18 protein-coding genes and 1 pseudogene are annotated in these 22,101 nt (G+C 61.1%); 12 read left to right on the top strand and 7 right to left on the bottom strand.

The genetic code is table 11. The annotated features are described in order from the left end of the window. Positions 1–76: 76 nt before the first annotated feature. Entirely contained in the window at positions 77–535 is a 459-nt protein-coding gene (locus ACFO3E_RS11750) for a hypothetical protein (RefSeq protein WP_066531249.1), read from the top strand. Between the two features lie 191 nt (positions 536–726). On the opposite strand, the gene ACFO3E_RS11745 is transcribed toward ACFO3E_RS11750, so the two are convergent. After that, entirely contained in the window at positions 727–3,273 is a 2,547-nt protein-coding gene (locus ACFO3E_RS11745) for a TonB-dependent receptor (RefSeq protein WP_380804887.1), read from the bottom strand. Positions 3,274–3,654: 381 nt separating this feature from the next. Next, positions 3,655–4,824 (bottom strand): acyl-CoA dehydrogenase family protein, encoded by a 1,170-nt coding sequence (locus tag ACFO3E_RS11740; RefSeq protein ID WP_380805150.1) that lies wholly within the window; start codon positions 4,822–4,824, stop codon positions 3,655–3,657. Positions 4,825–5,019: 195 nt separating this feature from the next. On the opposite strand from ACFO3E_RS11740, the gene ACFO3E_RS11735 reads away from it, so the two are divergent. Continuing rightward, positions 5,020–5,487, top strand: coding sequence for a YaiI/YqxD family protein (locus ACFO3E_RS11735; protein WP_380804885.1), 468 nt, complete (start codon positions 5,020–5,022; stop codon positions 5,485–5,487). A 160-nt stretch (positions 5,488–5,647) separates the two neighbouring features. Next, the gene (locus ACFO3E_RS11730; protein ID WP_380804882.1) at positions 5,648–7,597 is read left to right on the top strand and encodes a flavin-containing monooxygenase; all 1,950 of its coding nucleotides are present in this window, start codon (positions 5,648–5,650) and stop codon (positions 7,595–7,597) included. A gap of 68 nt (positions 7,598–7,665) precedes the next feature. Here ACFO3E_RS11730 and ACFO3E_RS11725 read toward each other — a convergent pair whose 3' ends face one another. Further along, a complete protein-coding gene (locus tag ACFO3E_RS11725) occupies positions 7,666–8,910 on the bottom strand; it encodes a TetR/AcrR family transcriptional regulator (protein ID WP_380804880.1) in 1,245 nt (414 codons plus the stop codon). Positions 8,911–9,052: 142 nt separating this feature from the next. Here ACFO3E_RS11725 and ACFO3E_RS11720 point away from each other — a divergent pair, with 142 nt between their 5' ends. The 3 genes and pseudogenes from ACFO3E_RS11720 (at position 9,053) to ACFO3E_RS11710 (ending at position 13,551) form a co-directional block, all read left to right on the top strand. Continuing rightward, positions 9,053–11,353: an arylsulfatase gene (locus tag ACFO3E_RS11720; RefSeq protein ID WP_380804877.1), complete on the top strand. Its 2,301-nt coding sequence runs from the start codon at positions 9,053–9,055 to the stop codon at positions 11,351–11,353. Positions 11,354–11,480: 127 nt separating this feature from the next. Beyond that, positions 11,481–12,803 (top strand): family 1 glycosylhydrolase, encoded by a 1,323-nt coding sequence (locus ACFO3E_RS11715; protein WP_225870631.1) that lies wholly within the window; start codon positions 11,481–11,483, stop codon positions 12,801–12,803. Continuing rightward, positions 12,803–13,551: pseudogene (locus tag ACFO3E_RS11710) on the top strand (SDR family NAD(P)-dependent oxidoreductase). Before ACFO3E_RS11715 ends, ACFO3E_RS11710 begins: the two are co-directional and overlap by 1 nt. Positions 13,552–13,681: 130 nt before the next feature. Here the strand turns inward: ACFO3E_RS11710 and ACFO3E_RS11705 are convergent. Continuing rightward, entirely contained in the window at positions 13,682–14,638 is a 957-nt protein-coding gene (locus ACFO3E_RS11705; RefSeq protein ID WP_066531776.1) for an SDR family NAD(P)-dependent oxidoreductase, read from the bottom strand. Between the two features lie 24 nt (positions 14,639–14,662). Next, positions 14,663–16,057, bottom strand: coding sequence for an RNB domain-containing ribonuclease (locus ACFO3E_RS11700; RefSeq protein WP_380804874.1), 1,395 nt, complete (start codon positions 16,055–16,057; stop codon positions 14,663–14,665). Between the two features lie 131 nt (positions 16,058–16,188). Between ACFO3E_RS11700 and ACFO3E_RS11695 the strand changes: the two genes are divergently transcribed. The 3 genes from ACFO3E_RS11695 (at position 16,189) to ACFO3E_RS11685 (ending at position 18,345) form a co-directional block, all read left to right on the top strand. Continuing rightward, a complete protein-coding gene (locus ACFO3E_RS11695; RefSeq protein ID WP_066531241.1) occupies positions 16,189–16,515 on the top strand; it encodes a hypothetical protein in 327 nt (108 codons plus the stop codon). 21 nt (positions 16,516–16,536) lie between these two features. Then, a complete protein-coding gene (locus ACFO3E_RS11690; protein ID WP_197486366.1) occupies positions 16,537–17,217 on the top strand; it encodes a pentapeptide repeat-containing protein in 681 nt (226 codons plus the stop codon). 183 nt (positions 17,218–17,400) lie between these two features. Further along, on the top strand, positions 17,401–18,345 hold the full coding sequence (locus ACFO3E_RS11685; protein WP_197486365.1) for a DMT family transporter: 945 nt from the start codon (positions 17,401–17,403) through the stop codon (positions 18,343–18,345). A gap of 8 nt (positions 18,346–18,353) precedes the next feature. Here ACFO3E_RS11685 and pobA read toward each other — a convergent pair whose 3' ends face one another. Continuing rightward, positions 18,354–19,523 (bottom strand): 4-hydroxybenzoate 3-monooxygenase, encoded by a 1,170-nt coding sequence (gene pobA / locus ACFO3E_RS11680; protein ID WP_066531237.1) that lies wholly within the window; start codon positions 19,521–19,523, stop codon positions 18,354–18,356. Between the two features lie 152 nt (positions 19,524–19,675). On the opposite strand from pobA, the gene ACFO3E_RS11675 reads away from it, so the two are divergent. From ACFO3E_RS11675 to ACFO3E_RS11665, 3 genes are read left to right on the top strand one after another with little or no spacing between them, the layout of a single operon-like run. After that, complete coding sequence (locus ACFO3E_RS11675; protein ID WP_380804870.1) at positions 19,676–20,554, top strand: helix-turn-helix domain-containing protein; 879 nt, start codon at positions 19,676–19,678, stop codon at positions 20,552–20,554. Next, the gene (locus ACFO3E_RS11670; RefSeq protein ID WP_066531235.1) at positions 20,551–20,754 is read left to right on the top strand and encodes a hypothetical protein; all 204 of its coding nucleotides are present in this window, start codon (positions 20,551–20,553) and stop codon (positions 20,752–20,754) included. Before ACFO3E_RS11675 ends, ACFO3E_RS11670 begins: the two co-directional genes overlap by 4 nt. Further along, positions 20,744–20,971, top strand: a complete 228-nt coding sequence (locus ACFO3E_RS11665; RefSeq protein WP_066531232.1) for a hypothetical protein — start codon at positions 20,744–20,746, stop codon at positions 20,969–20,971. Before ACFO3E_RS11670 ends, ACFO3E_RS11665 begins: the two co-directional genes overlap by 11 nt. Positions 20,972–21,050: 79 nt before the next feature. On the opposite strand, the gene ACFO3E_RS11660 is transcribed toward ACFO3E_RS11665, so the two are convergent. Further along, positions 21,051–21,989, bottom strand: coding sequence for a Gfo/Idh/MocA family oxidoreductase (locus tag ACFO3E_RS11660; RefSeq protein ID WP_066531228.1), 939 nt, complete (start codon positions 21,987–21,989; stop codon positions 21,051–21,053). Between the last annotated feature and the right edge of the window lie 112 nt (positions 21,990–22,101).

The following is a 22,101-nucleotide window of genomic DNA, read 5'->3' as shown; positions in this document are numbered from 1 at the left end:
ACAAAAGCTTTAGCATCTTAATTTGCTTGAACCGGCCTGAATGCTTTAGGCTAAGCCGATCATAGAGGAGAGTCGCATGCGCTTCTTGCTTCTCATCGGATTGACCATCCTGGCCTCCTGCGGGTCGGGCGATAAAAAGCAAGACACTGCTACGCCATCGCTCACCAACCAGGTGGAGACGCCGCAAGCCGCTCCCGCTCTTCCAATCTCAAGTCCTGCGAGCCAGACACCGCCACCGGCTGACTTCAAGATGCCCGATTTTGCGCCGCTCTATCCGGGAGCCAAAATCCAATCGCTCAACAGTGCCTCTGATGACTCCAACCACGAAGTTCGGCTGCTGACCACCGACGACGCGGCCAAGGTGGTTGCCTTTTATCGTGATCGGTTTGCAGCGGCAGGGATGAAGAAAACCTCCGAATTTTTATCAGGAGGAACGGCGATGATGTCGGCGATCGGCAAAGACCGGCAGGCTTCTATCGCGATTACCAAAGAGACGGGCCACAACGCCGTCATAGTCACTTACTCGGGTGAGTAGTCTCGCCCACGGTGACCAAGCCCAAAACTTCGTGAAGCCGACCCGTTAGCCTATCGCAGCGTCGCAAGCGTTTAAATTGCCACGCCCGGCGATAGCCGCTCAAAAAAGATCGGCTGGTCCCGCATTGCACTTGCGGGACCAGCCGATTGTCTTTGCTCAAAGTTCAGCCTTCGGGAGAAGGCCGGCCTCCCTTACTCCCCGCCGAAGCGATAGCGCAGCTTGAGCCCATACATCCGGGGCTCGCCGTAGATCGTCGCCCAGGAAAGCAAGGAGCCGCCCTGGTACACGTCGGTGTTGCTGATCCGGTAGAGCTTGTTGGTGGCGTTGGTCACGAACACCCCTGCGTCCAGGCCCGAGCCTGCGACGTTGTTCCAGTCAAGCGACATATTCAGCAAGCCAAAAGCTTCCAGCTTCTCCCCGGGCTGTTGCGGCGCGACCACCGTCGCTTCGCTATGCTGCGGCGAATTATGCGCATAGTTCACGAAGAACGACATGTTCCCGAGCTTTTCCGCGATGGGCAGGTTCACCGCCACGTGGAAGCTGTAGATGTACGGCACCACATACTGACCCGGAAGGCAGGTGAGGTCCGTGGGCGTGCCGGCGGGTGGCGCCGCGCCGGAGCAATCCGCCAGGAAGCCGTTCGATATCAGACTATATTCGGTATATTTGAACCGTGTGTAGCTGAAATTGCCGCCGATCTCCAATGGCTTCCACGGACGAATGGACGCGTCAAGCTCGACGCCCGAGACATGGGCCTTTGCTGCATTGATGCGTGCGCCGCTTGCCAAGGTTACGGGATTGAAATCGCCGGTCGCCTTCTGGATATTTTGGTAGTTCAGATAATAATAGGACGCATTGAGCCGGGTCGGAACACTGGCGATGCGGAAGTCCGACTTGAACCCCACCTCATAGGAGGTGACTTTTTCCGGCTCGAAGGTGCGGGTGTCCACGCGGACGGCATAGGGGTTGAACCCGCCTGCCTTGTAGCCTCGGCTGACCTTCGCGAAGATCATGGCTTCCCGAACAGGCTTGTAATCGAGCCCGAGCAGCCATGTGGCCGCCTTGCTTTTCAACGAAGCGGTGAAGTTGCAATCCGAAATCGCGTTAACCAGCGCGGAGTCGGCCGAGCAGACGAACTGGCCGGTCAGGGTCGGCGTATAGCTTTGCGAGAAACCTTTGATCTTATCCCAGGTATAGCGGAAACCGCCCGTGAGGCGCAGGCTGTCGAGCGACGGCGTCATCGCGCCGAAATCGAACGTGCCCTGCGCATAGAGCGCCTTCGACGTCGTCGCGACATAGCCCGGCGTCGCGTTGGCGACACAGGCGGGTGCATGGAACGTGCCTTGGGAATCGACGAACGCCGGGATCGGCGTGCCGGTGATGACCGCCGGGCAATAGTTGATGGCGCTGCCCGCCTGATCGCCATCAGGCTTCTGGCTGTAGTAAAAGCCGCCTGCCGTGAATGTCAGCCGGTTGTCCAGATAGGTGCCCTGAATCTGGAATTCTTCCGTAAATTGCTTGTAACTGTCCCGTGGCAGCGTGACCGGCGATGTATTATTGTACACGACAGGAGTGCCCACACCGGGAAGCGTGACCTGTCCTGGCGCGGGCAGCTTGTAGGGATCGACATCATATTGCTGCAGAACGGTGCCGTCGCCGTCGTAGCGGTAGAAGCTCTTGAACTTCTGATAGCTGATGATGTTGCGCAGTACGAGTTCGTCGTTGAGGTCGAACGACAATGTATCTGTGATACCCCAGGTCTTGGTCTTTTGATAATCATCAACACCATGCGCCGTCTGGCGCGGCCCGAGAGCATCGGCCTGCGCCGTGGCCGCGCGGTAAACATCGCACGAAAAAGGTCCGCTCGTTGCGATCGGCGTATTGGAGCAGAGCCCTAGCTGAGCGAGGCCGGCCGTTCCGTCAATATTGAAGCCTTTGTGAATAAGGCCGGTGCCGTTGAAGCGCGAATAAGAGCCATAGGCCATCAAGTAATTTTCGATGCGTTCGGTCGGGCGGAATGTGATTCCGATGCGGCCCGAATACCAGTGCGTGTCGTCGCGATCCTTGTTCCAGGTCACGTCACGAGTATAGCCGTCGCGATCATGATAAGCGCCGACGACGCGGACGAGAAGCTTGTCCTCGACCACCGGAATGTTGATAACGCCCTCAATTTCCTTGGCGTCATAATTGCCATATTTGGCAAGCAGCGATCCTGAAAAATTGTTCGTCGGCTTGTGCGGAACGAGCAGGATTGCGCCGCCAGTGGTATTGCGGCCGAACAACGTACCCTGAGGGCCTGCGAGAACTTGAAGATTCTCAAGATCGACGAAGTTGCCGGGGCCGCCCTGCTGGCTCAATGTGATCGGCGCGGGCAGTGGCACTTCGTTCAAATAGAGGACGACGCCCGGCGACGCCTGGAAGGTTGCGCCCTGACCACGAAGCGTAAAGGTCTGGGAATCGCGCGAGCCCTGCCCTGCCGAACCGACGACGAGTGACGGGACGCTGGCGTTAAGATCCTGCGATTGCGTGATATTTTGCTGCTGAAGGCGCTCGGGCGAAAAAGCCGTAATGGCGATCGGCACATCCTGCGCGCGTTCTGCGCGGCGTTGCGCCGTCACGATGATATCGGCGGTTGCGCCGAGTTGGTCTCCCGATGTTTGCTGTGCGGACGCAGGGGCGGTCGCCATCACCGCGATCGAGGCAACGGTACCGAAAAGCAGTGCGGAATGCTTGTTCAAGATTCCCTCCCAATTATTAGGTCGCCGCCTTTTTTCTAGCGGTCGATGCTTCACACTAGGGTAGGGCAACAATCTTCGCAATCGAGCAATGCGCAATTGTGTATCATTTTAGCCACTCTTTATGAGCTATTTTCGCGCCAAGGGTAGCGATTTGCCAAGCAGCGCGCCTCGTTCGGCGCCCTCCACCCTTTGATGCGCGCTGGTGGAATTACATCACTGGTTATCCCGTCGCGGGAGCATCTATCCGGTCGAGAACTGAGTCGGCTGCTCGCCGTTCATCGCTACTGCGGGAAGGTCAGGCCGCGATTTTGGCGAAGCGTCTGTCGCCTAGTCTGATAATCGCTGAACATGACAAGAGGAGGGCCTCCACCAGCTGCCCAATTAAAAGCTTTTCGGCAGCCCCAGCACGTGGGTCGCCACATGGCTGAGGATCAAATTGGTGGAGATGGGCGCGACTTGATAGAGCCGGGTTTCGCGGAACTTGCGTTCGATGTCATATTCTTCGGCGAAACCGAAACCGCCATGCGTCTGCAGGCACATGTCAGCAGCATACCAGGACGCTTCAGACGCAAGCATCTTCGCCATGTTGGCTTCAGTGCCGGACTGCGCGCCAGCGTCGAACAAGGCAGCGGCCTTCTCCACGATCGCGGCTGCCGCGGTAGTTTGCACATGGGCGCGCGCGATCGGAAATTGCACGCCCTGGTTCTGCCCGATGGGCCGCCCAAAGACGGAACGGTCCTTTGCATAAGCGCTCGCCCGGTCGATGAAGAAGCGGGCATCGCCGATACATTCAGACGCGATAAGGATACGTTCGGCGTTCATGCCCGACAGGATGTAGCGGAACCCCTCCCCTTCTTCGCCGATCAGATTTTCCACAGGCACGCGCAGGTCGTCGAAGAACAGTTCGGTCGTGGCGTGATTGAGCATGGTGCGGATCGGCCGGATCACCAGACCATGCCCCACCGCGTCGCGCATATCGACCAGCAGCACGCTGAGGCCCTCGCTAGGCTTGGCGCATTCCTCGCGCGGCGTCGTGCGGACGAGCAAGACCATCAGGTCCGAATGTTCCGCCCGGCTGATCCAGATCTTCTGACCATTCACCACATAGTCACCACCCTCCCGCCGCGCGAAGGTGCGGATGCGGGTCGTGTCGGTGCCGCTGGCCGGCTCGGTAACGCCAAAAGCCTGCAGGCGCAGTTCCCCCGAGGCTATCCTTGGTAGGTAGCGCGCCTTCTGCTCTTCCGAACCATGACGCAGGAGCGTGCCCATCGTGTACATCTGCGCATGCGCCGCGCCGCCATTGCAGCCGGAGCGATGCACCTCTTCCAACGCGGCGATCGCTGCGCATAGCCCCAGCCCCGAGCCGCCATATTGCTCGGGGATCAGGATCGACAACCACCCCTCGCGCGCCAGCGCGGCCACGAACTCGGTCGGGTAGCGGCGCTCTGCGTCCAGCTGCTGCCAATAAGACCCCGGAAATTGCGCGCAGAGGCGGCGGATGCCGTCGCGAATATCGGTGAAAGTTTCTTCCTGCTCCGGCCTCTTCATCATCATCCCGCCCCTGCCTTATCGCTTCTGGCATGTAATAGCCCCCGGTAGCCGCATAATCCAGAATCCACGCGCAGCCATCATGGACACATCGATCAGGATGGCGCATTCGCGACCTGCCGCATAAGCTTCTTGAACGGATCTCCGGCCGGACAGAAGGCCCTCCCATTTTCCGGCAGCGCCATCTACATCGCTTGCATGCCCCAGATTTTCATTGATGCTGACGCCTGCCCGGTCAAAGACGAAACATATAAAGTCGCATGGCGCCATGATGTGCCAGTCATCGTCGTCAGCAACAGTCCCATCCGAGTGCCGGCGCATCCGCTCATCTCACGCATTGTGGTGAGCGACGGCTTCGACGCCGCGGATGATTGGATCGTGGAGCATGTCGATGCCGCTTCTATCGTCATCACCACGGACATTTTGCTGGCGGACCGCTGCCTCAAGTCCGGATGCGGCGCAGTGATCGCGCCGACGGGCAAAGCCTTCACCACAGCCTCTATCGGCAATGCCGTTGCGGTGCGGGCCATCATGGCCGATTTACGCGCGGGCGCGGTGGGCGACGGCCTGGGGGGACCAGCGCCATTTGCGAAGGCGGATCGGTCGCGCTTCCTGTCCGCACTCGATGAGGCGGTGATACGGCTCAAGCGCGCCCTTAGAAATTGACTCTCGCCAATTCCGGCATATGTTGCCGAAATTATCTGGCGCGTCCCTGAGGCGGGCTCCGCAAGATATGCCGGGATATGGAGAGTGAAGCGCAGGCCGCCGCCTGACGCGCAGCGACAAAAAAATAGCGGCGATACACGCCCGATATTTAGGAGAGAATATGAGCACGATGCAGCACCATAGCGCCGAACGCGGATCAACCGCCCCGGTCCACCAACTGCCGATGCAGGACAGCCCGGAACTTAAGGCCGCTCTGGAGCAAGCGAACCTCCAAACCTTGCTGATGGTCTATGTTCATCTGACGCATGACGAATCCATGCTGGAGACGTTCAAGGTCCACATCCATCCACCCTACACCAATCCGGACTATCAGATTCCGCAGGACTGCATCGACGACCTGCGCGAAAAGCTGCTTTACGTGCTCACCACGCCCGGCGCGGCGCGGAATGAGGACCCGCCGCTCGCCCTCATGCAGAAAATGATGACCGTCAGCGTCGGCGAGCCGGTCGAAAATGAATTCATCCCCATGGTGCTGGAGCAGAGCGGCTTCCAGCGTACAGCTGCTCGCAAGGAAAAGGCGGAAAGAACACCGCCGCCTCCCGGCTTCAAGGTGCTGGTGATCGGCGCTGGGCTGACCGGCCTTCTCGCCAGCATCGAACTGGAACGGGCCGGATATGATCATGTGGTGATCGAAAAGAATGAGGAGGTCGGGGGTACCTGGTGGAAGAACCGCTATCCCGGCGTCGGCGTCGATACGCCTAGCCACTTCTATTCCTATTCCTTTGAAATCAGTCCGGAATGGAACCACTATCATCCGCACGGCGCCGACATGCGCGAGTATTTCCGCAGCGTGGCCGACAAATATGACCTGCGCCGCCATATCCGTTTCGAAACACGCGTGCTTAGCCTGGTGTTCGATGAAGCGACCGCGCTCTGGAACGTCACAGTTGAAAATGTGAAGACTGGCGAGCGGGACGTGATCCGGGCCAATGCCATATTCAACGCCTTCGGGCCCGCCGACCGTTGGAGCCTGCCGAACATTCCGGGCATCGACAGCTTCCGTGGGGTCTTGACGCATTCGGCGGGCTATGACGAGGGGATCGATCTTAAAGGCAAGAAAGTCGCGGTCATCGGCACCGGCGCCAGCTCGGCTCAGATCGTGGCGACCATCGTCGGCGAGGTCGAGGAGATGGTCGTCTTCATGCGCACCAAGCACTGGATGATCAACAATCCCGAAGTCACCAAGGAAGTGCCGGAAGCGGTCAAATGGGCGCTGCGGCATATCCCGCATTACAAGGAATGGTTCCGCTTCCGCGTATTCTGGTTCGCAGCCGACGGCCTCTATCCCAATGTCGTCAAGGACCCGAACTATCCGGAGGACGGCATCGCCGTATCCGCTCTGAATGAAGGGATGCGTCAATATGCGCTGTCGCACATGCGACACAAGCTCGCGTCTCGGCCCGATCTGATCGAAAAGCTGACGCCCGATTTCCCGATCTTTTCAAAACGGATCGTGATGGATGCCGGATGGTACGACGCGCTAGTGCAATCGCATGTCACGCTGGATGACACGCCCATCGCGGAAATCCTGCCGGACGGCATCCGCATGAAGAATGGCACGGAATATAAATTCGACGTCATCATCTGCGCCACTGGGTTCAACCATGGCAAGCTGGTCAAGGATCTTGTGATCAAGGGGCGCGGCGACCATGACTTGGCAGTCGATTGGGCGGACGAGGAAGAGCGCGCCTATATGGGCACGACCATCCCCGGCTATCCCAATTATTTCATGTCAGTTGGTCCCAATGCGGGGCCGAACCATGCGGGCGGCCTCAACATCGTCAGCGAAGCCCAGGTCCACTATATGATCGAGTGTCTCGATCATATGATCGCCAATGGCGCCCGCACCATCGAGCCGACGCAGGACGCTTTTGCACGCCACAACCGCCGGATCGATGATCGCATGAAGCACATGATCTGGACGCACCCGAAAGCGAAAAGCTACTATCAGAACAGCAAGGGCCGCCCCGTCGGACCCTGGCCCTTCCGGCTTGTCGATATGTGGAACGAGATGCGAGGACCCGTACAAAGCGACTATCGCCTCGATTGACGGAGTGGGGGAAGCGCCACGGATAGGCACTTCCCCTCCTGCATTTACTCGCGTCAAGACATAGGCCTTCAATCTACGGCGATGGGCCGCGCCATGATCCGTGCCGTTTCGCGCGAAAGTTGCGCGATACCGGCACTGTCGAGCGATGCCGGGCTCGTTAGGAACCTCACTCCAAAGGTTGCGAGAGTGTGAAACGCCCTCACACAGCCTTCGCACGGCCGAATATTTCGATGCCGCGCAAAAATATCTGAAAGAGGTTCGCGCAGACGATCAATCTGACTGTCATAATAAGCAACGGCCAAAGCGGGAACGCGCTTTACCTCTCTGATCAAGAGGCGGTACATCGCGATGGAGGGCGAGGAAAGATGTTCGGCGAGAACATCCGCCGCCAACACTTCCAATTCGCTGGTGAAATCGCTTGCGCGGGGCGTACGCCATGTCACTGCCGCCCGGCGGTCAATCTCCCGGCCCAAAACATAATGGAAAAGGCCATCCTTATTTCCGAACTGGCGATAAATGGTGGCCCGGCTGACACCTGTTTCGGCCACGAGCAAGTCAAGGCTCATGCCGTCAAAGCCATGATCAAGAAAGCCCGCCAGCGCCTTCACGCATAATCCGTCGAACCGGCTCTCGGGAAGCCGCGTGACAGCGTAGGGCCGCACGGGGCTAAGGGGTCCATGCGAGTGAGCTGAAAGATCTGGCCGCGCCCCATCGCACGAACAGCCATCGAAGAAGAGTCGAACCGAAAAGCGCGCCGACGCCTGCCGCTCCTCCTCCCCCTGCCACGGAACGCCTAGAAAGTGCCGAACACCCTCTGTCGCCACGCCCGCCATGCGTGTTGCAAAATTGAGCGGGTCGATGCCTCGCAGAGAAGCATACTCCCCCTCTCCCAGAGAGACGAGGTAAGCCGCAAGCTCGGACGCACCCCGCCGCCGCCCGTCATGCAGTTCCGCTGCAAGCGCCGGGTGCTGCCGAAAGATCAGTATATTCAATCTCAACAAGCCTGAGGCGGTCGGATCGGCGGCCTTATCAACGGTCTCAATAAGATACCGCTCGATCGCCTCGCGGGCTGGCAGATCGCGGCGTGGTGCGGTGATACGAAATTCGGCGAGCCGCGCACGGGTCACTTCGGCGAATAGATGTTCCTTGCTATCGAAAAACTCGTAAATGGCTTGTTTCCCGACCTTGGCCTTGGCCGCTACGAGATCCATCGTGCAGCCTTCATAGCCGTGGCGTAGGAACTGACCGGCTGCATGGCGCATGATCTTCTGCCGCTTCTCGGCTGGGTCAAACCGCTTTTTAGAAACCTTCATCCAGTCAGCATCCGCCTTTCACGCATCCCCAGAGTTCGTCCATCCGTCCCCTGTGGTCAACCCCGCCGACAAAGCTATTGCGAACATATCATAATACCGTATAGTCTCGTATCATATGCGACGTCAGGTGGAGAGGAATTCTGTGCGCAATGTTGCGAAGCTTGCAGCGATGCTGCCTTTGGTGGCGCTGATCAGCGGCTTTACCGCTGGCGCACAGACCACTCTGGCTGCTGCGCCATCCAGCACCCCTGCCGCTACATCTCCTTATGAACGCCATGCTCCCGCCGGGGCGCCCAATATCGTCCTCATTCTCCTTGACGACGTAGGTTTCGGCGCAACTTCTTCGTTTGGCGGCCCTGCCCAAACGCCGGTGTTCGACGCCCTCGCGCGCAGCGGACTGCGCTATAATCGCTTCCACACGACTGCGATCTGTTCGCCCACGCGCGCATCGCTGCTGACCGGCCGCAACCCGCATGTGACCGGGATCGGTGCGGTCATGAATTCCTCCGACGCCCGCCCCGGTTACAGCGGCTTTCAGGGCAAGGAAACCGCGACTATCGCGCAGATATTGCGGGAAAATGGCTATGCCACCGGCGCGTTCGGCAAGTGGCATCAAACGCCGGATTGGGAGCTTTCGCCCGTCGGACCGTTCGACCGCTGGCCGACCGGGGAAGGCTTCGACACCTTCTACGGCTTTCAGGGCGGAGAAACCGATCAGTTCGAACCCACGCTTTACCAGGGCACCACTCCTGTGATGCGGCCCGCGGGCGATCATTATCATCTGACCGAAGATCTGGCAGATCATGCGATCACATGGATGCGCAACATGCGTGCGTCCTCCACTAGCCGACCCTTTTTCCTTTATTTCGCGACCGGCGGCATCCATGCTCCGATCCAGGTGCCCAAGGAATGGGCTGATCGCTATCGCGGAAAATTCGATCAAGGCTGGGACAAGCTGCGGGAAGAGATTTTCGCCCGCCAGCGGCGGCTGGGTGTGATCCCGGCGGGTACTAAGCTCACCCCCCGTCCATCAGAGATGCCAGCCTGGGATAGCCTGAGCCCGGAACAGAAGCGCTTCTCCGCACGGCTGATGGAAAATTATGCCGCATTCCTGGCGCATACCGATGCGCAGGTCGGCAAGCTGGTGGACGAACTCAAGAAGAGCGGCGAGTATGACAACACGCTGTTCATCTACATCGCCGGGGACAACGGCGCGAGTGCAGAAGGCGGCCTTGAAGGCAGCCTCAGTTATATGGGCGCATTGACCGGCGTTTCTCCCGCGCCCGGTGCAAAGGAGTTCGCCCGCGAGGAAGAGATCGGAAGCGCTGCAACCTACTCTCATATCAATGCCGCCTGGGCGTGGGCCAGCAACACACCGTTCCAGTGGACGAAGACTGTCGCGTCCCATCTCGGCGGAACGCGAAACGCAATGGTCATCAGCTGGCCCGATCACATCCAGGACAAGGGCGGGTTGCGCAGCCAGTTCGGCCACGTCAACGACATTGCGCCCACCATTTTGGACGTGGTGGGCATCGCTGCCCCCGACACGGTCGATGGCGTGAAACAACAGCCGATGAACGGCGTCAGCCTTGCCTATACGTTCAACGACAAGAAGGCCGCCGAGCGACACCGGACGCAATATTTCGAAGTGTTCGGTAATCGGGCCATTTATCAGGATGGCTGGATGGCTTCCGCCTTCCACGGCCGCCTTCCCTGGCGGGCATATAGTCCTGATCGTCCCATGAGCGCGGACAAGTGGGAGCTTTACGATCTGCGCAGCGATTTTTCCCAGTCCACCGATGTTGCGGCCAAACACCCCGCGAAGGTGGAGGAGATGAAGGCCCTATTCATGACCGAAGCGGCCGCCAATCGCGTCCTGCCTCTCAAAGGTCAGGTCATGAGCAAGGCCGGACTGCCCGACCCTTCGGAAGGCCGCAAGGAGGTCGATTATCACGCGGGAGCCATAGGCATTCCGGAGGCAGCAATTCCCCGCCTCTATAGCCGCTCCTGGACGATCCGCGCACAGATCGACGCGGCGGATCAGGCGCGCGGTGTCGTCGCCGCGCTTGGTGGGACCGATGCGGGCATGTCGCTCTACCTTAATGAGCAGGGGCGCCCCAGCTTTACCTATCGGCTGTTCGATACGAAAACCGTCCATCTGACGGCGCCCACAGCCGCAAAGCCCGGCCCGCACATTCTGCAAGTCGATTTTGACTATGCCGGCGGCGGCATCGGCAAGGGCGGCACTTTACGCCTTTCCGTCGATGGGCAGCCGGTCGGCAGCGACGACGTTCCCAGCACCCCGATCCACTTCAGCATCCACGAAACCTTCGGCGTCGGTATCGACAGCGGAGCGCCGGTGGGACGCTATCCGGCGCGCGCAGCTCTGGGCTACCCAATCGAAAATGCGGCGATCGACAAGGTGACCATCCGCCTTCGCTGACCATGAAAAGCTGAGTGCAGGATGCTGTGACGTCGTGAGAGCATCCTGAACAGTCAAACTCGGCCTTGGCGCGCGATATTGGAGACATGGGGATACGCAGCAGCTTCGCCGCGTTCAGGGGAGAACCTTGGCCGGGAGAAAGCCCATCACCACCTTCATGTTCGCCACAGGTGTCGAAAACAGCGTGCCGACTATCGACAACGGCCGCACGCGCGTCGATGAGATGGAAAGCTGCGGTCATTATGATCGCTGGCGTGAAGACTTCGCCCTCGTGCAGGATATGGGCATAGGCTATCTGCGTTACGGCCCGCCCATTCACCGCACCTGGCTCGGGCCCGGCAAATATGACTGGGACTTTGCCGACCAGAGCTTTTCCGAGCTGGAGCGGCTGAACATCGTCCCCATCGTCGATCTTTGCCATTTCGGCGTGCCGGATTGGATCGGCAATTTCCAGAACCCTGACTTTCCCCTGCAATTCTGCACCTACGCCCGCGCTTTTGCCGAACGCTTTCCCTGGGTTCAGCTCTATACGCCGGTCAATGAGATGTATATCTGCGCCACCTTTTCCGCGCGCTATGGCTGGTGGAACGAGCAGCTCAGCAATGACGGCGCCTTCGTCACCGCGCTCAAGCATATCGTGCGCGCCAATGTGATGGCGATGCGGCAAATATTGGAAGTGCGCCCCGACGCGATCTTCATCCAAAGTGAATCGTCGGAATATTTCCACGCGGAAGCTCCATCGGCGATCCGCCCCGCCGAAATCATGAACTCGCAGCGCTTTTTGTCGCTCGATCTCAATTATGGCCGTCGCCTTGATTCAGAGATGTATGAATATCTCATGGATAACGGCATGACGCGGGAGGAATATCACTTCTTCCTCGACAACCGCCTGAAGCAGCATTGCATCATGGGCAATGACTATTATGTCACCAACGAACATCGGGTGGCCGTGGACGGGACCACGCGCGCCTCGGGCGAGATATTCGGCTATAGCGAGATAACCCGTCAATATCATCAGCGCTATCGTTTGCCGGTGATGCACACTGAAACCAATCTGTCGCAAGGGCCGCTCGGCACGGAAGCTGTCGATTGGCTGTGGAAACAATGGGCCAATGTGCTGCGCGTTCGCAACGACGGTGTACCGGTCGTCGGCTTCACCTGGTATTCGCTCACCGACCAGGTCGATTGGGACAGCGCGCTCCGGGAAAAGCGCGGCAACGTCAATCCGCTCGGCCTTTACGACCTCGATCGCAAAATCCGCCCGGTAGGCGAAGCCTATATGCGCCTGATCCAGCAATGGCGCGACGTGCTGCCGACGCAAAGCCTATGCCTGACGGTCCCTGTCGTCCTCCCGAGCGATGCGGGCCGCAGCTTCGCCGTCGAGCAGCGTGCACGCGCGAAACAGATGATCAAGACGCCCGCCACCACCCCAGCCGTGCAGGAGGATTGATGATGGAGCCCCGGTTTGAAGGCAGGGTCGCGATCGTCACGGGCGCGGCCGGAGGGATCGGGGCAGCCATCGCGGCCCGGCTCCATGCAGAAGGCGCAGCGATCGTCATCGCGGACCTGAAGGTCGAAGCTGCGCAAGCAGCCGCGACCAAGCTCGGCCCGAAGTCCATCGGCGTCAGCTGCGACGTAGGCGCGGAGGATCAGGTGGAAAGCTGCGTCCGCACAGCTCTGGCCTGCTTCGGCAGGATCGATATCATCGTCAACAATGCGGGGCTCATGCCGTTCAAGACGCTCGCGGAGTGGTCAGGCGACGATTGGCTGAAAGTGCTGCGGGTCGATTTGCTCGGCGCGGCCTTTTTCACGAAGCAGGCATTTCTTCATTTTGGCGACAAGGGCGGCGCGATCGTCAACATAGCCAGCGTCCATGCCATAGAGACCAGCGCCAACGCCGCACCCTATCCCTATGCAGCGGCGAAGGCCGCATGCTCTCCCTCACCCGCAGCACGGCTATCGAGGGACGCGGCGTCAAGATCCGCTCCAATGCCGTGCTTCCCGGAGCGATCGATACGCAAATGCTCTGGAACAATCCGAATGTCCAATCAGGCGCGGAGGTGATCGATAAGAAAGATGTCGGTACGCCCGAAGACATTGCCGCTGCGGCGGCTTTCCTTGCGAGCGACGAGTCAAGTTCATCGCGGGCGCGTCGCTGGCAGTGGACGGCGGGCGGCTGGCCAAGCTCTGACCAGTAACTGGAAAAACGATCAGAGTGACGAAGATGATCGGTTAGCCCGAACTTGCGCGCATGGGTAAAAAGGTTGCGCTGGGCCGGGCAAGTCTCTTTTGGGTCGCAAACCTCTCTTGCGCCGGTCCAGCACCGCCTTAACGGATCAGCGGTTCGGCGACATCCCACAGGAGGCGGGCCGCATCGCCATCCAGCGAAGCGGCGGTCACGCCCCAGCCGGGCGGCAAGGCGGATGACCAGAGCGACGCGATAGCGCAATCCTCGATATAAAGCCCGCCCCTGCCCTCAAGCTCCGGCGCGACTGCCGTCCACACGGGTGAGGCAGCACCTTCCTCCAACGTCTTCATCCGCCCCTGCGGCAAAGTGCCATCTTCATTCACCCAGCCCAGGCGCACGGCGTCCTCGAATGTGACATGGCGGCCAAGATTGGTCGCGACGCCGCCGGGCGTGACCGCGTTCATGGTCACGCCGCTGCCAGCATGGCGGCGGCTATATTCCACGGCAAGCAGGTTCGCGCAAAGCTTGGCATGCCCATAGGCTTCAAACTTCTCATAGTCGCGCCGTTCGTAACTAAGGTCGTCCAGGCGCAGCTCGGAGAATTGATGCGAGCCCGAAGAGACGATCACCACCCGCCCCTTGCGCCGGGCAAGGTTGGGCAGCAACAGCTCGGACAGCAGAAATGGCGCGAAATAATTGACCGCCATCTGGCTCTCGAACCCATCTTCGGTGCGGGTGAGCGGCGGCCCCATCAAACCGGCATTGTTGATGAGCAGGTCCAGCGGGCGATCGCCCCATCCTGCTGCGAAGGCGCGAACCGACGCCATCGAAAGCAGATCGACAGCGGCCACCTGAGGACGCACGGCGGCGCCTGCCGCGGCAATTTCGGCGGCGACGCGCTCTCCCGCCTCGACGTTGCGGACGGCCAGCATAACCTCCGCTCCAGCCCCCGCGAGCGCCGATGCGATCGCCGTGCCCACGCCCGAAGACGCCCCGGTGACGATCGCCGTACGGCCGGACAGATCGACGTCGCGCAGCACGTCCTGCGCGGTGGGAAAGTCGTCACTTGCAGCCTGGTTATTCTGATTTTGCGCCATGATCTCTCCTGTCATCCTTCCCTATCACCGGCCGTTGGACGTCAGCGAGAAGAGAAGCGATCGACGAGCCGTATCGACATTTTCCAGGCGCAGCGCAACGCTGCTCCCCGGATTCAACCCCGGCACGGCCAGGCGAGACGTAACCGGCCAATCGCAAAGCTGCACCTTGGCGCCGCGCTCATCCACATCCGTTACAACGGCGCCGAACCTTTCCCCTTCCTTCCCGCTCAGCAACAGTGTCTCGGCAAGGTCCACCACTGCCCGTTCGATCTTCCCTGCCAATGTATCCGCCCGCGCCATAAATGTCGGCAGCTTCTCAAACGCCTCGCTGACGGCGGGGGAAACTGCGCGGCCATTGGCCACTTCCAGCACGGCGCGCAGAACATAGCGGTCCGCTAAACGCCGCAGCGGCGCGGTCGCATGGGCGTAAGTGGCGGCCATAGCGGCATGCCAGGGCGTCACTCCTGCCCGATAGGGGGCATAGGACGCCCCCGGCCCCGCGCGCCGGATCGCCATCATCAGCGCGGCATGCTGCGCATTGCCAGGCGTCAAGCTCCGCTCGAAATCCTTGAGCGTCATGGATGCCGGCCAATCGACCTTCAACGCCTGCGCGCTCAGCCTCAGCCGCGCCACCGCCCTTTCATCCGGTTCGGCCATAACGCGGAACAGGCCCGTCGCATGCGATTGCAGCGCATCCGCCACCGCCAGATTGGCCGCCAGCGACAGGCTGGCATTGTCCGCTTCCGATTCCAGACGCGGCCGGAACGCCAATTCAAAGCCGCTTCCCGCCAAGGCCGAAACCTCCTGCTCCGGCGGATCGACCCGCGCTGATCCCCGATGCGCTTCGGCATGTCGGATACGCCGCGCAAGTTCACCAAACTCCTTCGGAAGGTCCGCCGCCCCCACACTGTCATAGGCGAGCTTGGCCCTGCTGCGGATCAATGCGCGCTCCACGCTGTCCAATCGAACCGCGCCATCCCCGTCAACCCGAACGACAAGCAAGATGGCGGGCCGTGGACCTTGCGGGAGCAGGCTGGCCGCCCGCTCGCTCAACACCGGCGGATAAAGGCTCGCCTTGCCATCGGGTAGGTAGAGCGTCTCCCCCCGCCGCCACGCCTCCACATCTATCGCGCCGCCATCATCGACGAACCAGCCCACATCGGCGATGGCGTAATGCAGCAGCAGATCGCCGCCGCTCGGTTCGATCCACAGTGCCTGGTCGAGATCGGTGGACGAAGCGGGATCGAGCGTGACGAAGGGCAGGTCTGTGCGATCGACATGCTCGGTCGGAACACGCCGGGCCGCTTCTTCTGCGGCCTGCACCGTATCGGGCGGAAATGCCGCAGGGACCTGAAATTCGGATCGGATGAGCGCAAGGCCCGCGCCCAGCGCATTGCCGCTATCAACAACTGTCTTCATCCCCGCCAGTTAGATCAGGCGGCCCGGCGATTGTCCATAATTGGCGATGCTCCCGCCGCTCGTCGCAAATCGATTGACGTTGCAGAAACGGAAAGCAAATAGGCGAATAAGGGATGAGGGGGGCGGAACCGATGAAGTTCAGTATATCCATTTGCATCGCGGCGGCGTGCGCGGCGCTCGCGCCATCGGCGGCGCTGGCTGACGATCCGAATGATCCGACGATGCGGAGCGCAGCGGCGCGCGCGCGCGACCGTGCGATCATCAAGCGTATGAACCAGCAGCAGCTGGCCTATGTCCGCGAACGCGACGCCCGGATGATGCAAAATTATCGGCAGGCGCAAAGCGGCAATCAGGGCGACTATGCAGACGCGCGCGCCGACTATTCGCGCCAGATGGCTGCATGGCGTCGCGCCGTCGCCGCCTGCAACGCGGGCCGCTGGGAATATTGCGATAACTGACTGCGTTCGCGGAGCATGTCGATGAGCCCTGAACACGGGCCTCCGATATGTGACCGAACGCTCGACCGTGAAACCCTCCAACAGCTTGAGGGACCACAGTCGCTCATCCAGTGCGACCTGTCGGACGCAGATCTTTCGCGCCTCGATCTATCCGATTGGTCTTTCGAACGCTGCAATCTGCGGAAAACGGATTTCAGCGGGGCGAAGCTAGAACGCACGCGCTGGCGATCCTGCCGCGCGGCGTTCGCGAACTTGACAGGATGCGACCTCAGCGAAGCGGCCGTCGCCGCCAGCGACTTCAACAATGCGTCCTTCAAGCGGACAGTGCTGGAGGGCGCAAAGTTCGGACAATGCAAGCTCACCGGGGCAGACCTTACCGATGTGCGGGGGGTCGATTTCCATTTCGAAGAGACCCTGCTCATCGACGCCAAGCTGCCCGGCCTCTCCTTCCGGCGAGCAACGCTGACCCGCATGGACTTCTCGCAAGCGGACCTGCGCAAATGTGATTTCCGCCAGGCGAGCTTCCAGCAGTCCAGCCTGCGTGAGGCGAATATGCAGGGTTGCCGCTTCGAAGGCGCAGACTTGCGCGGCGCGGATCTTGGCGGCCTGCGTCTGGTTGACGCCGGACTCTTCCGCGGCGCTACAATTTCGCGGGAGCAGGCGGCGCAAATATTGGGTGAGCTGGGCCTTAATATCCGCTGAAAACCGCGGCCGGCCGCAATCCTTCGCCGTGCAGGTGAGAAGGTGCAAACTGCATGTGCCCTGCTCGGCTAACCAAGCCCCTTATTCCACGAGTGCGGTTGAGCCAACGAAGCCCTTCCGCGCCGCGTCATTATCGTGCAGGTGCGGGGCGCTTCTTACGACGCCCAAGGAAAAGCGATGGATATGAAAAGCGGAACAGGCACGCTCGGCACGAAGCCCGCCGCCGCACTTCCTCCGGTGGAACATCGCGGACGCGGCATAGCCTTGCGCATCGGCGGCGTCACATGCTTCGCCACGATGATGGCGGCGCTCAAATATGCGACGCTTCATGGCGTTGGCCCCGCTGAAATCCTTTTCTACCGCAACCTCTTCTCGCTTCCGACGATCATTTTGTGGGTGATGGTCGGCGGCGGCATCGCCGCTGTCCGGACGAAGCGGCCCGGCGCGCATGCAACCCGCAGCGCGCTCGGGCTCAGCGTCATGTTCTGCACCTTCCTCGCCCTGTCGATGCTGCCGCTGGCGGAGGCCACCGTCATCAGTTTCTCCTCGCCGCTTTTCGCCACAATTCTCTCGTCGCTGGTCCTCAAGGAAAAGGTGCTGTGGCACCGCTGGGGCGCGATCGCCGTGGGGCTGCTTGGCGTGCTGGTCGTGGTGCGTCCCGGCGGCTCCGGGCTTCCGGCGCTGGGCGTAGCGGTTGCACTGATCGCCGCCTTGGGCGCAGGGCTGGTGACAATGACGTTGCGTCAGATCGGGCAGACCGAAAGTCCTACGGCGACCGTTTTCTGGTTCAACATTGCATCGGTGATCGCGACGGCAGTGCCAATGCCGTTCCTGTTCCAGGCTCATTCGCCCGCCATATGGGTGGCGCTGGCGCTCGGCGGCCTGATGGGCGGCATTGCTCAGATCATGATAACCGCCGCTGTCCGCTTCGCTCCGATTTCGGCGCTTGCACCCTTTGATTATCTGCAGATCGTCTGGGCGATGCTGTGGGGCTTCCTGTTGTTTGACGCGTTTCCGACATGGAACGGCGTTGTGGGCGCGATGCTGATCGGATCAGGTGGCTGCTATGTCATCTGGCGCGAACGGAGGACACGAACCATCGTCGTGCCTTCGTCCAACGAACTGTGACGACAGACCTATAGAGGCAGGCCCACATAATTTTCCGCGATCGTCGTCTGCGCGGCCACCGACGATGCAATATAGTCGAGATCAGCCAACTGCATCCGCCGGTCGAACGCATCATTGTCCGGAAAGCGATGCATCAACCGCGTCAGCTGCCAGGAAAAGCGTTCCGCCTTCCAAATCCGCGCGAGCGCCCGCGTCGAATAGCCCGCAATTGCATCGGCGTCGCACCGCCCGAACCAGCCGATCAGCGCATCGGACAGGTAGAACACATCTGAAGCCGCGAGGTTAAGCCCCTTTGCCCCGGTAGGGGGCACGATATGCGCGCTGTCCCCCGCCAGCATCAGTCGCCCATGGCGCATCGGTTCGAATACGAAGGACCGCAGCGGCGCGATCGACTTTTCCAGCGCGGGTCCGCGCACGATCCGCGCGCCGGCCTCAGGCCCAAACCGCACCGCCAGTTCATCCCACAGCCGGTCGTCCGGCCAATCCTCGACCCGTTCCTCCAGCGGCACCTGGATATAATAACGGCTGCGCTTTTCCGACCGCATCGACGCCAGCGCAAATCCGCGCTCATGATTGGCGTAGATCAGCTCATGGTCACAGGGCGGCACATCGGCCAATATCCCCAGCCAGCCAAAAGGATAGATCTTCTCATAGGCCGTCGCGACACGTGCCGGGATCGCTTGCCGCGAAGGCCCATGAAAGCCGTCGCATCCACAGATAAACTCCGCCTCGATGCGATGCTCGCGCCCATCCTTGCTGTAGGTGAGGTAAGGCGCATCGCTCTCCACATCATGCAGCGCCACATCGCCCGCCTCGTAGATGATCTCTAATCCTCGGCCGGGCGCGGCGTCCATCAGGTCGCGGGTCAATTCGGTCTGGCCATATACCATCACCTGCCGCCCGGTCAGCGCGGCAATGTCGATGCGGATCAGCCTTTCGCCATCGGCCAGATGGAACCCGGCATGCGGCAACGCCTCGCGATGCATCCGCTCGCCGAGCCCCAGCCTGTCCATCAGGTCCGTCGTGGTCCGCTCCAGCACGCCCGCGCGGATGCGGCCCAGCACATAATCGGCGGATGCGCGCTCGACGACCACCGCTTCCAGCCCCTCGGCGCGCAGCAAATGGCCAAGCAGCAGCCCGGCGGGGCCTGCGCCGACGATGGCGACTTGCGTTCTCATGCAATTCCTCTCCGGCTTTCAAAGCGATTTCCAAGCGATCGCCATCGATCGGGGATAAGAAATCGCGGCAATATGAGTGCCGCTCATGATGCGCCTCGCCGCCCTTGCCGGACATGGTCAAACTGGCCTATGATTTGGACGATTCAACAGCCATGACCGCGCCTGTCCCCACCTTCTATCTCTATGGAGAGCCCCAGCGCGGCGTTGCCGAGGGCTTTGTCCATGTCGAAAGCCTGGACGATCGCTCCCGCCCGAGCGAGTGGACAATCCAACCGCATGTCCATCGCGACCTCAACCATATCATCCTGATTGCGGAAGGCGGCGGATCCATGCGCGCCGATGGCGACAGCGTCGCCTTCGATGCGCCTTGCCTGCTGCTCATCCCGGCCGGGATCATCCACGGCTTTAGCTGGTACATGGACTCCCGCGGCTGGGTGACGACCATCGCCGACAGCTATCTCCACCACATGCTGGAACGCGATCCCGACCTCCAGCCACTCTTCCGCGCGTCCCGCGCCATTGCCCTGTCCCAATCGGATAAGGTCGAAGGGCGCATCGGTCAGCTCGCACAGGAACTCGCCTGGTCCGCTCCCGGCCAACGCGCCGCTGTCGAAGCGCATCTCCACTGGCTGATGGTGCAGGCTCTGCGTCACGCCGCCCTCTCCGGCGACAGCGCCACCACTGGCGGCCGCCAGGCCCGCCTCGTCGCCCGGCTGCGGGAACGGATCGAACAACGCTTCCGCCACCGGGAACCCGTCGCCATCCACGCCCGCGCCCTGGGCGTCAGCGAAACCGCGCTCCGCCATGCCTGCGCCCGCGTGGCGGGCCTCTCCCCCGCCGCGATGCTGGACGAGCGCGCGCTGCTCGAAGCGCGGCGTCTGCTCCTCTATTCCAACCTTTCCGTGGCGGAGGTCGCCTATGCCATAGGCTTTGAGGACCCCGCCTATTTCTCCCGCTTCTTCACCCGCCACAGCGGCCAATCTCCCCGCGACTGGCGCGCCGCCAAGGGCCGGGCTATCAGCGCGTCATGAGCGAGGACATCCGCCACATTCTCGACCGCCTGCGCACGCCGCCCGGCAATGTCGTGGCCCGCGCGCGGCGCATGGTCGAAGCCTATGTGCCGGAGGATCGCCGTGGCCCCGGATGGGACCGCCACTGGCGCGAACTGGAAGCCTATCTTGAATTGCCCGGCCGCTGGATCGGCGGAGAGAAAGCCGAAGATGACAGCTGACAAGATTACCGACCTCCTCGTCGCCCGCCTGGTCCGCGACTATGGCCGCAGCAAGCATCATTGGCGCAAGGTGATCGGCCGCGTCCGCCTCTACAGTCGCGACACGCACCCGCATTGCAACTGGTCGATCACACCGACGGGTTCGGCGCAGGAGATTTCGATCATAGAGACGCTAATGGACGACCTGCGGATGCGGCACCCGTTGCTCAGCAGCTAACCTCCGTTCGCCCTGAGCTTGTCGAAGGGCGCACGCGGACTTCGACAAGCTCAGCCCGAACGGAGCTAGTCTATCACCTTTACCACAACTGCCGCTCCAGCTCCCCCAGCACACGATAGCAATCAAACACCTTCGCTACGCTGCTGTTAGGTTCCCGGCCCTCCCGGATGGCGCTGACAAATTCCCGGTCCTGCAGCTCGATCCCGTTCATCGACACATCCACCTTGGACACGTCGATCGGCTCTTCCTTGCCGTTCACCAGATCGTCATAGCGCGCGATATAGGTGCCGGTGTCGCCGATATAGCGGAAGAAAGTCCCCAGCGGCCCGTCATTGTTGAAGCTCAGCGACAGGGTGCAGATCGCCCCCGTCTCGCTCTTCAACTGGATCGACATGTCCATCGCGATGCCCAGTTCCGGATGGATCGGTCCCTGCATCGCATGCGCGTCCACGATCTTCCCCGCCTGATAGGCGAACAGGTCCACCGTATGCGCCGCATGGTGCCACAGCAGATGGTCGGTCCACGACCGCGGCTCGCCCTTCGCGTTGATGTTCTGCCGGCGGAAGAAATAGGTCTGGACGTCCATCTGCTGGACATTGAACTCGCCTGCCTGGACGCGATTGTGCACCCATTGATGGCTCGGGTTGAAGCGCCGCGTATGCCCAACCATGCAGGTCAGCCCGGTCTCCTCCTGCTTGGCGAGCACCGCCTGCGCGTCGGCCCAGCTGTCGGCGAGCGGTATCTCCACCTGGACATGCTTGCCCGCTTCCATGCACGCGATCGCCTGCGCCGCATGCATCTGCGTCGGCGTGCAGAGGATCACCGCGTCCACATCGTCCCGCGCCAGCGTATCGGCCAGGTCGGTCGTCGCATGGCCGATCCCATATTTCGCCGCCACCGCCTGCGTCGGTTCCAGATTGCGCCCGACCAGCGATGTGACGGTCACGCCGTCAATATTCTTCAGGCCATCAAGATGCTTTTCACCAAAAGCACCCGCACCGGCGAGGGCAATACGCATGAGAAAAACTCCGTTCATTATCCCCCCTCCCGCAGGGGTTAGGGGGTGGGTGCGACTGCATTGGCAATCGCCTGCAACGCTTGAGAGGGTCAGGCGAAAGCCGCCCCCGACC

Origin of the sequence: Sphingobium tyrosinilyticum, from assembly GCF_042654265.1 — a bacterium.
Classification (GTDB): Bacteria; Pseudomonadota; Alphaproteobacteria; order Sphingomonadales; family Sphingomonadaceae; genus Sphingobium; species Sphingobium tyrosinilyticum.
The sequence above is the reverse complement of the archived record's forward strand: the minus strand, read 5'-3'. Positions and strand labels throughout refer to the sequence as shown.